Source organism: Bacillus sp. KS1, assembly GCF_020075515.1.
Classification (GTDB): Bacteria; Bacillota; Bacilli; order Bacillales; family Bacillaceae; genus Bacillus; species Bacillus velezensis.
Map to the genome: position 1 here is coordinate 681,744 of NZ_JACAWW010000015.1, position 13,278 is coordinate 695,021.

Sequence of the window (13,278 nt, forward strand, 5' to 3'; positions counted from 1 at the left end):
ATAATGCTTTTCCCTAAAAGTTCAATTGAATAGAATCAAGCGCGTTCTCTTCTTCCTCATTGCTGCCGCTCAATCCGATATGTTCAATTAGAATGCTTGGCTGTTCCAAAATCGCCGATAGAATGTGTAAGTAGTCGTTTGATAAAACCTCGATTCTGCTTTTCTTAAACAGTTTTTTCGAATATTCAAACAGTCCGTGATAGTTGTCTTGGTCCGCCTGAATCGACAAGGTCAAATCGAATTTGGCAACCGGATGATGGAATGGATACGGCTTGAGTTGAAGAGAATCGAAAGTCAATTCAGCATGATCGAGATTTTGCAGCACAAACATCGTATCGAATAAAGGATTGCGGCTTGAATCTTTTGGAAGATGCAGATGCTGAATTAATTCTTCCAACGGATAGTCTTGATTTTTATAAGCGTTCAGCATGTTTTCTTTTACTTCGTTTAAGTAGGCATCAAATGTTTTACGGCCCGCCGGGTGATTGCGAATGACTAACGTATTGACGAACATTCCCACGACCGGCTCTACATCCAAATGAGTCCGCCCGGCAGACGGCGTTCCTACGATAATATCTTCTTGTCCGCTGTACTTGGATAAAAGAATCGTATAGGCTGCCAATAAAATCATATACAGTGTTGCTCCTGTGTCTTCTTCCATTTGGCTTAAACGCTGTTTCAAGTGTTCGGGTATAAGAAATTCAAATGATTCGCCTTCGTAATCGCGTATGGCAGGTCTCTCATAATCCGCAGGCATATCCAGTACAGGAATATCACCGTGAAACTGATCCAGCCAATACGCTTCCTGGCTCTTGATGTTCCGTTTCTGAATGTCCGATTGCTGCCAAACTGCAAAGTCTTTATATTGAATAGAGAGCGGGTCCGGTTCGTTCCCCTCGTAGATTCGGCTTAAATCTTTCATCAGAATATTGACGGACACGCCGTCAGAAATGATATGGTGCATATCAACCACAAGCACGTGCCGCGCAGGTTCAATTTCAATCAGTCCGGCCCGCATCAGCGGCGGTTTGGATAAGTCAAACGCTTTGATGAAATCAAGCACACGGTCTTCCGCTTCTTCTTCGCTTGCTTGAATCCGTTCTATCGTAAAGTCGACGTTCTGATGAATACGCTGTGCCGGCTCGCCTTCATATAAATCAAAGCTGGTCCGCAACGCTTCATGACGCGCGATTAATTTTCGGAAAGCGGCGTTTAACCGTTCGGGATCGATCGTCCCTTCCACATTCATGGCACCCGTCATATTGTAAGTCAGCTCGCCGCCTTCTGTGTGACTTAACAAATACATACGCCTCTGAGCTGAAGAAACCGGATAATATGGCATTTCCTTTGCAGCCGGAATCGGTACATATCGGTTTTTGTCCATGTGTAACGCCTTGTCAGCCAATTGTTCAATGGTAGGAAACTTGAATATGTCTTTGAGAGACAGATTCACATCCAGCTCTTTGTGAATTCTGGCGGCTAAGGCAGCCGCTCGGATGGAGTTGCCTCCGAGATCAAAGAAATTATGTTTGATCCCCGCATGGCTTATTCCGAGCACTTCCTTCCATAAATCTGTCAGTTTGGACTCCGTCTCATTACCCGGCGGAACATATTCAGCTGTCTGCTGCAGACTCGCTTCCGGTGCAGGCAGTGCCTTACGGTTTATTTTCCCGTTGGATGTTAACGGCATATGCTCCAGATGGACAAAATAGGTCGGAACCATGTAGTCCGGAAGCCCCGATGACAATTGTTCCCTAAGCTGCGCAGCCGCTATAGGCTTGTCGCTTACGTAATACGCGCATAATTGTTTTAAGCCGTCTTCTTCTTCTTTCACTGTAACCGCGGCTTTTTGCACCGCTTCCGCGTTATGCAATGCTGCTTCAATTTCACCAAGCTCGATTCGGTGTCCCCTGATTTTGACTTGTTCATCAACGCGCCCAATATATACAAGATTTCCGTCCTTCAATCGCTTAGCCAAATCCCCTGATTTGTACATCTTCGCTCCCGGGACATACGGGTTTTCAACAAATTTCTCTGCCGTTAAATCCGGGCGGTTCCAATACCCTCTGGCAACACCCGGTCCGCTGATATATATTTCGCCGATTACCCCGATCGGAACCAGATTTTTGCTTGCATCAGCCACATAAATATCCGTGTTGGCAGCCGGGGTGCCGATCGGTACAAATTCCCGCTTGTCCCGTTCTGCGTCGAAGTGATAAATCATACATCCGACGACAGCTTCTGTCGGTCCGTATTCATTGAAAATGTCCAGCCGGCCTTTAAACTGCTCGCTGACACTTTTGGCCAGACGGGTGCTTAAATTTTCTCCGCCGACAATCATTTTCCGTATTGCGGTGCCGCCAGCGATGTTCATCTCCTTGATAACGTGCAGATGTGCCGGGGTCAATTTGATCATGTCTATTCTTGAGTCCCTCATAATCTCAGAAAGCACAGCGCTTTTGTCTTCGCCGTCAAAGACAATGATGGTATTTCCCGTAACCAGCGGTGTAAATATCGAGGTCACAGTCAGATCGAAAGAGATGGAAGAGTATAATGGGAAGTTGGTTTTCTCACCTCTTACATAAACCTCTTTCGCCCACCAAATATAATCAGCCAGCCCCTGATGCTCAATGAGTACACCTTTTGGATTTCCCGTGGAACCTGACGTATAGATCATGTAGGCCAAATCATGCGCATCGCTGTCCGATTCAAGATTCGAGTGATCCTCATGGTATGAGTTTTCCTCATCCAAAAGCACAATGTCACCATCATACGGTAATTGATCCAGCAGGCTGCGCTGTGTCAACACAACCTCCGCTCTTGAATCTCTCAGCATATATTGAATCCGATCTTCCGGATATTCAGGATCAATGGGCACGTATGCGCCGCCGGCTTTCAGAACAGCCAAAATTCCGACAATCAGCTCGATCCGATGCGGGCAGATGATAGCAACGAATTGATCCGCCTGTACGCCTTTTGTCCGTAACGTCCGCGCCAATCGGTTCGCCCGTTCATTGAGCTGTCTGTACGTATACCGCTCATTGCCAAAAATAACGGCTTCATGATCGGGACTCTGTTCCGCCTGCATTTCAAACCACCGATATACCGTTTCCTTATGCGGATACGGCGTCTTTGTGCCATTACACTCCGTCAGCAGTTGATGACGTTCGGTTTCAGACAGCATAGGAACAGAAGACAATGTCATCTCCGGCTGCTCAGCAAGGCTGTTTAAAATGGCGGTATAGTGTCTGGTGATCTGTTCAATGGTGTCTTTTGTGAATCGTCCAGGTTTATAATCAAAATGCATCTCTATCTGTTGACCGGCATCTTCGATCGTGAGCATCAAATCATATAAAGAGACCCCTGGATTTCGTTCTTTCACTTTAAATGTACATTCATTGTGCCGGATTTCATGAAATTCAATGTTTTGAAACACAAACATCGTATTAAACAGAGACTTTCCGGTTGTTTCCCGCTGTACATTTAATTTCTCCACAAGCCGGTCGAATGGATAGTCTTGGTTTTCGAAAGCGTCAAGCGTCTGCCGCTTTACTTCTTCCAGATAATCCGTAAACGTTCTATTGGCGTGCGGCTTCGTCCGGATTCCAATGGTTTGTATGAAAATACCGATGATCTTTTCGATATCCGGATGATTTCTTCCTGAAGCAGGCGTGCCAACGACAACGTCTTCTTGTCCCGTATATTTATGAAGCAGCACATTATAGGCGGCCAGAAGCACCGTATAGAGAGTCGTTTCCGCCTTTTGTGCCAAGTCTTGAAGCGAACGGATGACATCCGGCTGTAAGGAGCATGTCACACGCTGTCCCTCAGAAGACCGTTCTGCCGCTTTTGAACCGTCTGTCGGCAGGTCAAGGATGGGAATTTCGTCTTGAAATTGTTCCAGCCAATATGTCTCCTGCCGCTTCATGGCATCGTCATTCATCCGTTGGTTTTGCCATTCTGCGAAATCTTTATATTCAAATTCAATGTCCGGTAATGGTTTCTGATGATATAAAGCCAGCAATTCATTTGTAAGGATGTTGACGGAATAACCGTCCGAAATGATATGATGCATATCGATGAGCAGTTCGGCCTGCTCGTTTTCAATCTTGATCAGCTCCGCACGAACTAACGGAGCTTGGTCCAGGCGGAACGGTTTTACAAACCGGTCTGAATAGGCATCAAATTCATCCCGGCTCATTGTCCGGACATGAACGTTAAAATCAACTTCGTTTTCAAGTTTCTGAACGATATCGCCATCTATAATGTCGAAATACGTGCGAAACGCTTCGTGCCGCTGCATCACTTGTTGAAGAGATGAGATCAGGGCTTGCTCATCGTACTTCCCTGTTATTGATATGTGGCCGAACATATTTTGCGCCAGCTGATCCGGTTCCAGTTGGTGCAGGAAATATACTCTTTGCTGCGCCGGCGATGTCGGGTAATACGCTTTTTTCTCGGCAGCCTTCATCGGGAGGTGCACGACTTTCGTTTCGTTCTGAATGAAACGTGCTAATTCCTTAACAGTCTGGTGATTGAAAAATTGTCCGATGGAAACCTTTTGATGAAATGTCTTCTGAACTTTGGAAAGCATAAGCGTCGCCTGGAGTGAGTTTCCTCCCAGAGCCAGAAAGCGATCTGATCTGCCGACCCGTTCAAGGCCGAAAAGCTCCTCCCAAATCCGTGCCAGCTGCCGCTCCGTTTCATTTACCGGCGCCTCGTAGGCTTCAGTAAAATTTGCCGTATTGCTTGCTATTGAAGAGACCCGCTTCTGGTGATCGGCGTAAAGTGCTTGTAAATCTTGCTGTTCTTCATCGGAAAACATCATCATGGCGTCAAGAGGGATTGAATCTCCCTCAACCATTTTTTGCAGCAATTTTGTAAAACCCGCTCCCCACTTTTTCATGATTTCCGGACTGATGACGTTCGTATTAAAGTCGAAATCAAGAACATATTCTTGATGCGCGTCAGTTATGTTCAGAAATAAATCGTACAGGGTGCATTTTACCGGGTATGCAACGGGCTCCGCCTCCGCCTTTCCGAAATGCAGCTTTCGAAAAGGCCTGTCTAAATTAAAGATAATACGCATATGCGGCACTTGATCGTGCGAAAGCTCTCTGGCCACCAATGTCATTGGGACGGCTTGGTGCTGCATTGCAAGGTTCACGCTTTCTTTCATACTGCCAAGATAACCGGATAAAGTGCTTTCTGAAGAAGATGTGTTCTTCACCGGAATCATATTGACGCAATTTCCAATCAGATCATGCTGTTTCATATGCGATTGACCTGCAGCGGGGATCCCGATCACAAGGCCTGACTGTTTGGTAAGCCGGTGCAGAAAAAGATGAAATGCGCCCAGCATTGTCACAAATACGCTATTTTTCATCTGAATGCTTAATGACCTTAAAGCCTCGCTCAATGGCCGTCCAAGCCTGACGGTACACCGGTCTCCCTCATACCCGTCCGGATAACGGACAGAATCTGTGCTCGGCAGAATTGGCTGCTGTATCGGTTCAGAGAAATGACGCCGCCAATAACGGACCCCTTCTTCATACTGGCCGCTGTCAATCTGTGCCTGCTGCCAGTCTAAGTATTGGCGAAACGAAACATCTGCCTCTTTCGGTGAAATCGATTTTCCTTGTACTATTGCCGCGTAGTTGCTCTCCAGTTCTTGAACAAAAACGGCGATTGACCATCCATCGGCAATGATATGATGGAACGTGAGCACAATCAGATGTTCATTGTGAGCCGATGTAAGTACATGGATTCTAAACAAAGGCTTTTGTTCATGGAAATGAAACGGCCGCTTGGCATCTTCTGTCAGCCATTTTTGGATTTCCGGCTCCTGATGTTCATGCGGGAGACCGGTAAAATCAATGACTGGTATTTCTATATTCATCCCTTCCTGCACTTGCTGTACCTCATCATCGGGATGAATCACCGTACGTAAAGCTTCATGACGGTCAACGATATGCCGGACGGCTTGTTTTAATGATGTATACTGCAGTTCGCCCTTCACTTTCAGCATAATGGACTGGTTTAAAGCGGCGGAAGCTTCATTCCCGTAATGGGATGCCATAACCAACTGCTTTTGTTCAGGTGAAAGCTCGCGCGTCCCGGACTTTTTACGGCCTCCGCCATCAGGGGAATCCGGGCCTTCCGGAATAAATCCGCCTCGGCGAAGATCCTCCACCGTGTCTTTCACCGCTTGAATAATATTTTCGATATCATCCTCGGTATGCGCCGCAGACAAGAAGCAATTGCGTCCCTCCCATACATAGACCCCTTTATAGTTGAGATGGTAAAAGAACAAGTCATTATCAAGCGATGAGACAAACCGGAATAAAGAACCGAATCGAACCATGCGGATAGGCACTTGCGCTTGTTCGAAGCAGTGATTCAGCTCATCGACCAGGTAGGCTGTTTTTTGATTAAGCTGCTCATACAGATGTTCTCCTTCGGTTTGTAAATGGCGAAGGACGGCTAATGACATCCTCATGGTAAGCGGGTGAGTATTGAAGGTGCCGGCCACAAACGTGCGTTTCGCCTCGTCTTGCGGGTAGGAATCGTCCCCATACTGCCAGGTACCCCCGTCGATCGCATTCATGAACTCAGCTTTTCCGGCAACTACCCCTAACGGCTGTCCGCCGCCGATGATTTTTCCGTAGGTCACTAAATCAGCCTGAATGCCGAACCATTCCTGTGCGCCGCCGAGACCGATCCGAAATCCGGTAATAATTTCATCCATAATCAGAGCTGTTCCGGATTGCTGCGTGATTGCCCGTAATTCTTTCAAAAATGCCTGCGGCTGCAAATCCGGTCTGCGGCTTTGTACCGGTTCCACCAGTACGGCTGCCAATTCATCACCAAGACTGCGGATCACGTCCAGCGAATCGGGATTGTTGTAATGTAAAATAATCAAATCATCCATAAAGCTCTGCAGTATGCCCGGAGCCAGCGGATTCGCAGACGCAGCCCCGCCTTTTGTTCCGGCAACCCCTAATACGCCGTCAAACGTGCCGTGATAAGATCCCGAGAACGCCACGACTTTCTTTCTTCCTGTTGCCGCCCGCGCCAAACGCAGGGCAACCATGACGGCCTCTGTTCCGGAATTATAGAAAGCGACCCTTTCCACTCCGGTACATGTGCGGATCCGGTCGGCAACTTCACCGGCGACATCTGACATCGGGCCGAGCGGAGGCAATGATGAACGGGTTGAATCATCGATAACCTGTGTAATAAAGGAAGGATGATGCCCGAAAAGGTTAACCCCGAATCCCATGGTGATATCGATATATTCATTTCCGTCAATATCCCACATTTTAGAACCGTCAGAACGTTCGGCGATAATCGGGTATACGATTTCCTTCCAATACGAACGGAAGCTGGACAAATTGCGGTTGTTTGCATGAGCAAATCGGGTGTTGTCCGTATATTGTTTGGAACCTTTCGTTTTATCTGCATATTTCTTGATGAAATCTTCTAAGTATTGTTTTTGCCGTGCGGTATAGTGTCCCTGATCATTCAGGTTCTGAGGCTGGAAAGGAACATAGGGTTTCGCTTCTTGAGCCGCTTTCTGTTCTGCATTGACGGTCGGAGGCCCCTGCTTGACAGAAGGAATTGATTTCTCTTGCGCTTTAGCGTATTCTTTCTCGTCGGAATGATGTCCGCTGTTTCTCAGCAAATTAAAGCTATTTAATTGAGCTTGCAAGGCATCCTGAATTAATTGATTTTGGGATGCGATTATTTTTTCGAGCGTATGCTCTTGATGACCATCCCTGCGATCCGATTCTGGCTGCGCTTCTGAAATGACCTGTTTTTCCTGCGCCGGAACATTCTCTTGAGGCGGAGCGGATGCAAAGGACGATGGAACGGTATCAGCCAAGTAATCTATGACACTTTGAAGGTTGGTCAACGTATCAAAAAAACGATCCATCGGGATATCTGCCCCAAATTTGTCCGCGATGGCTTTTTTGACCTGTGACAGCATGATAGAATCCATTCCGAGCCCGATAAAATGAGCATTCAGATCGAGTTCTTCCGCTCTGATCCCCGAAGCATTGCTGATTACAGTTTTCAGGAAGGATTCAATATGCGCCTTCGATTGATTGATATTCAATGCCGCTTCTCCTCTCTTTTCGCCCTCGTTTAAGCGCAATTGGTCAGCTTCAGCCCAGCATCGGCTCCGTTCAAACGGATACAGGGGCAATGGCGTCTTTTGTACAGTTTCACCGGAATAAAGCGCGCGCCAATCGATAACGGCTCCTTGCACAAATAATTCGGCTGCGCGATGCAGCCATGTGATCCGTTCATCTTGCGTACGTAAACGCTGCTTAATCAGAGCGGCTGCTTGTTGATTCAGCTCTTCTTTATGAGCAGGCAGCATTTCCTTCATATTCTTGTAACCGATGTATACACCGGGAAGGTTTCTGTCTCCCTGAATCAGGCGGGACAGCTTATCCGATAATTCTTGCTTACCGGATACAATCATGGCAATGCCATGATCCAAATGAGCCCTGCCCGTACTGGCTGTATAGCAAATGGACTTTAATGAAGCTTGGCTGTCATCCGATACATATTGCCGGTACTGCTGTGCGAGTTCATAGAGTGACTTTTCAGTATGAGCGGATAAAACAAATAGGTGCGGCCCATGTTCATCCTCGGGTGCATACTCACTTTGAGAAATATATTCTTCCAGTACCACATGAGCGTTCGTTCCGCTAAAGCCAAATGAGCTGACTCCGCCTCGCAGCGGCTCATCACCCGATGTGAACTCCGAAACTTCCTGATTCACATAAAATGGTGATGAGTGAAAATGAATGAGCGGATTAGGTTCATTAAAGTGCACTAACGGCGGATTTTTCTTGTGATTCAGCATGAGGACAGATTTGATCAGCCCGACGATGCCTGCCGCTTCAAACAAATGGCCGATGTTCGATTTAACAGAACCAATCGCACAAAATTGTTTTTTTTCCGTATACTTTTCAAACGCTTTACAAAGCCCGTTAAATTCAACCGGATCGCCGAGCTTCGTTCCGGTGCCGTGCGCTTCGATGAAAGATAGCGTTTCAGGAGCAATGCCCGCGTCTTTCCAGGCCGTCTCAATGACCTCAGTCTGAGCTGCCGGATTCGGTGCCGTAATCCCGGCGGTTGTTCCGTCTTGATTCAGCGCGCTTCCCTTGATTACGCCGTAAATATGGTCTCCGTCGCGAACAGCATCCTGCAAAGGTTTTAGCAGGACTGCGGCCGCGCCTTCACCTGTGCCCGTGCCGTCTGAATCTTTGCTGAACGTTTTCGTGTACCCGTCCGAAGATTCCATATCAAGTCCGATACAGATCGGCAAGAGCGATGTCCGGATACCGCCGGCAAGAGCCATTTCACAATCGCCGGACATTAAAGATTTACATGCCATATGAACGGCGGCAAGCGATGAGGAGCATGCCGTATCCACTGTGACCGCCGGCCCTTTTAAATTTAAGAAATAAGCGATTCGGCTGGCTAGCACGGAAGGGAGATTGCCCACGATATATTGATGAAGTTCCTCCGGATAATTCGCAGAAAGGAGACGTTCATAATCGTAGCCCACCTTCGAGTACCCCGCATATACCCCGACACGGCTCCCGTTCATGCTGCCGCCGGCATAGCCCGCATCTTCAATCGCATGCCATGCAGACTGCAAAAACAGTCTTTGGTTAGGATCCATAAACTGAGCCGCTTTAGGAGCTAAACCGAAGAACGAATAGTCAAAGCGGTCGATTTCATCTAAATAGCCGCCCTTCACAAACTGACTCTCATTGAATTCGCTTTGGATGGACTTTAAATAATCCGCCGCATCTTTCAGCCGGGATTCGGGGTATTCTCGAATGCTGTGCTCACCTTTTTCAAGCAGATTCCAAAAATCACTTTTCGTTGACGCTCCCGGGACATTGAGCGACATCCCGATAATGGCGATATCTTTCGGTGTCACATGGCTTGGTTTCGCTGCCGCGTCCTGTTTGATTTCAGCCCGGCTTTCAGACAGATATGCCGCTAAATCAGTGATAGAAGGATACGTAAAGAGATCTGAAACGGCAAGCTCGCGTCCGAATTTCTGTTCTATGCGCTCGGCAATCTGCGATAACTGTAATGAATTTGCTCCCATATCAAAATAACTGTCAGCGAGGTGAACCTTTTTTCCATCGAGCACTTCGGAAAAGATAGACAGCAATTCCGTTTCTATCTCATGAATGGGTGTCTGTCCGGATGTTTCCGGGCTGCTCTCCAAACATTCATTGATAGCGGCAGACTCTGTTGAAAAATTCCCTGCCTCATACTGTCTGGCAAGTTCGTAGCGTTTAACCTTTCCGCTGGTTGTTTTAGGGAGTTTTCGGATCGGAAGGACTTCTTTTATGCTCCAGCCGCCCCGCTTGTACAAATGTTTTTTTATCTCTTTGACAAGCGGTGCGAATTTTTCAGGTGATTTTTTGTAAACAACAAAGAGCACAATTTCTCCGCTTTGCGTCTTTTGATCATATACACCGCAGGCGGCAACCCTTCCTAAGTCAACCTCTTCCATTTCAATCGCGACCCGTTCAATATCGTGCGGATAGATATTTTTTCCGTTCACGAAAATGATGTCCTTTTCTCTTCCGGTTACGACTAAGTTACCACTTTCACTAATGAATCCGAGGTCTCCCGTTTTTACCCAGCCGTCAGAAGTCAGCGCTTTTTCCGTACTCTCGGGGTTGTTATAATACCCTTGCGTCACATTGTCTCCTTTGATGTGGATATGGCCGATGATTCCATCTTCTACTCTTTCATTTGTTTCATCGGAGATCCGAAGCTGACAATAGTCAATAGGTTGTCCCACTTCGACGAATGAAGCGCAATTTTGGTCCTCTTTGCTGACTTTTACAGCTCTTTCACCAAGATTTAAATAGTCACGATGCAAATAAACGGGAACGAATTCTTTACCTATTTTAGAGAACGCTGCTCCAACCGAAGCTTCCGCTAAACCGTAAACATTCAAAATGGCGGATCTTTTCAGATTGAATGCTGCGCATCTTTTCAAAAATTCGTCACACAGCTCCGGCAATATCGGTTCTGCACCGTTTGCGATGACCTTGATGTGGGATAAATCCCAGTCTGGTTCGTTTTTCAGAAATTTAAGGAAGTAGTTGTACCCGAAATTAGGAGATGATAGAATACTGGCTTTGTGTTCATGAGCTTTTTTCATCCAAAGAATAGGTCTGCGAATAAATAACTCTGTAGGCATTAGATTTTGATTGATTCCGGTTATGAAGGGAACAAGGTGGCAGGCGATGAGCCCCATATCATGTGTTAAAGGCATCCATGATAAGAAAGAGTCTTTCGAATGAATGGCTAGGGCAGTCCCAATGGCGCATGTGTTATGTATTAAGTTGTGATGCGTTAACATGACTCCTTTTGGATCTCCTGTCGATCCGGAAGAAAATTGGATAAAGGCGAGTTCATCCGCATCAGGTTCATAAAACGAAGCGGGGTAATGGTAGGTTTGATCTTGAATGATGTCAGATTTTTCGTTTAATTGATGATGGAAATCCTGTAAATCGTGTTCTGCAGCGTATTTCTTTATTTTGTCCAATACTTTTTCAGAGGCAATCAGAAACGGATGATTTAATATATTCCAAATGCGCCAGACCTTCAGCTTATGGTCATCATCTTCTCCGATACTGACCGGCACCGGAATCATTCCTCCTAATATACAAGCCCAAAAAGCAACGACAAATGATTTGTTTTCTTGGATTTGAAATACAATTTCCTGCTTCGGCTTAATGCCGAGATGCTGTAAATAGCCAAGATACCCTTGCGCCTCTTCAAACAATTGGCGATAAGAGACAACCGTCTCGTTTTTATCGGATTCGATAAAACGGATCCCGCGATCAGAGATATTGCTTCTTTCCCGAATGACTTCTACTAAGGTTTGGAATTGACTGGTATACATAGGTCCCCTCCTGGGCGCTTTATTTTAAAATCCGCAATTCTTCCCAAGCCGGAAGCTGTTTAGCTTCACAAATTAATTTGCATAAATGGATCGAATGTTCGAGTTCTTGTTCTGAAAGCACGTCTTCATGCCTTTTCATTCTCTCTTTCAGCTCTTGGATTTGCGTAAATAATGGCGTCGTCATATTGGAATAAGCCGCTGAATCCTTGTTGTAATTTCGCGCAATGACGGATTGAATCATCAATTTATTCAGTTGTTTTTTGCGTAAATGGACAATATGTTTCTTTCTTTCCGCTGAATTGGAAAGCGGGGGAACATCAGATGTCTGTCCTAAGGGATAAGGTACAATGTGATTCGTTGTTTTTCTCAGCAGACCGGCTAAGACATTGTTCGGACCCATTTCGATGACTTCTGTGACTCCATGTAAAAGCAAGTAATGCATCGATTCTGTCCATCTAACCGGCATCGTCATGTGCTGCTTGAGATGTTCGCTGATCGAATTTCCGCTGCTGTAAGGGCGCGCGGTGACATTTGAAATGATCGGCCACGCGGCATCTCGGAAGGAATACTGGTGTAATACAGTCTGGAATTGTTCGGAGGCTGATCGTATCATCGAACTGTGAAAAGGCGCACTGACATTCAAATAAGTGTATGCCGCACCCTTTTCCTCCGCCATCTTGATGACACGTTCCACAGCTTGCCGGTGGCCGGAAATCACATGCTGCTGTTCTGAATTCATGCAGGCTACTCCTGCCGGAAAGTCTTCCGTCGACACTTTCGAACATATTTCCTGCAAGGTTTGAAGAGAGAGGTGAGTCACGGCGGCCATCGCCCCCTGCTGCTGAGGATCCGCATTTTGCATAAGAATTCCCCGCTCCCTTACAAGTGTAACGGCATCCCGAAAAGAAAGGGCGCCGGCACAGACAAGCGCTGAATATTCGCCTAAGCTATGGCCTGCCAGGAAGCGTGGCTTCACCCCTATTTCCTGCATATACACTTGAAAAGCAATGACACTGACCGTTAAAATAGCGGGCTGCGCGTTCATTGTCTTTGTCAATTCATTCATATCTCCGTTAAAACACAGTTTTTTTACATCCAAGGAGATCGCATCACTCGCTTCTTCAAACAATCTCTTTGCGAGCACAAAATCATTCCAAAATTGTTTGCCCATTCCTACAAATTGAGACCCTTGTCCAGGAAATAAAAAGGCAAGATTGTTCATGAGATTCCTCCGATCATATTGAACAAGGGATACAATATCCTACAAAATATCCCTTTATCTAACATCCTAGCATGATTATAACAAATGTGTATAG

Annotated in this window: 2 protein-coding genes; both read right to left on the bottom strand. The window is 46.5% G+C overall.

Features of this window, described 5'->3' with window-relative positions; translation table 11 throughout:
• Positions 1-13 precede the first annotated feature (13 nt).
• On the bottom strand, positions 14-11,962 hold the full coding sequence (bamA, locus tag HWY38_RS10330) for a bacillomycin D hybrid PKS/NRPS BamA (RefSeq protein WP_224181776.1): 11,949 nt from the start codon (positions 11,960-11,962) through the stop codon (positions 14-16).
• A 19-nt stretch (positions 11,963-11,981) separates the two neighbouring features.
• Positions 11,982-13,184, bottom strand: a complete 1,203-nt coding sequence (gene bamD / locus HWY38_RS10335) for a bacillomycin D biosynthesis malonyl-CoA transacylase BamD (RefSeq protein ID WP_224181777.1) — start codon at positions 13,182-13,184, stop codon at positions 11,982-11,984.
• Positions 13,185-13,278: the final 94 nt, after the last annotated feature.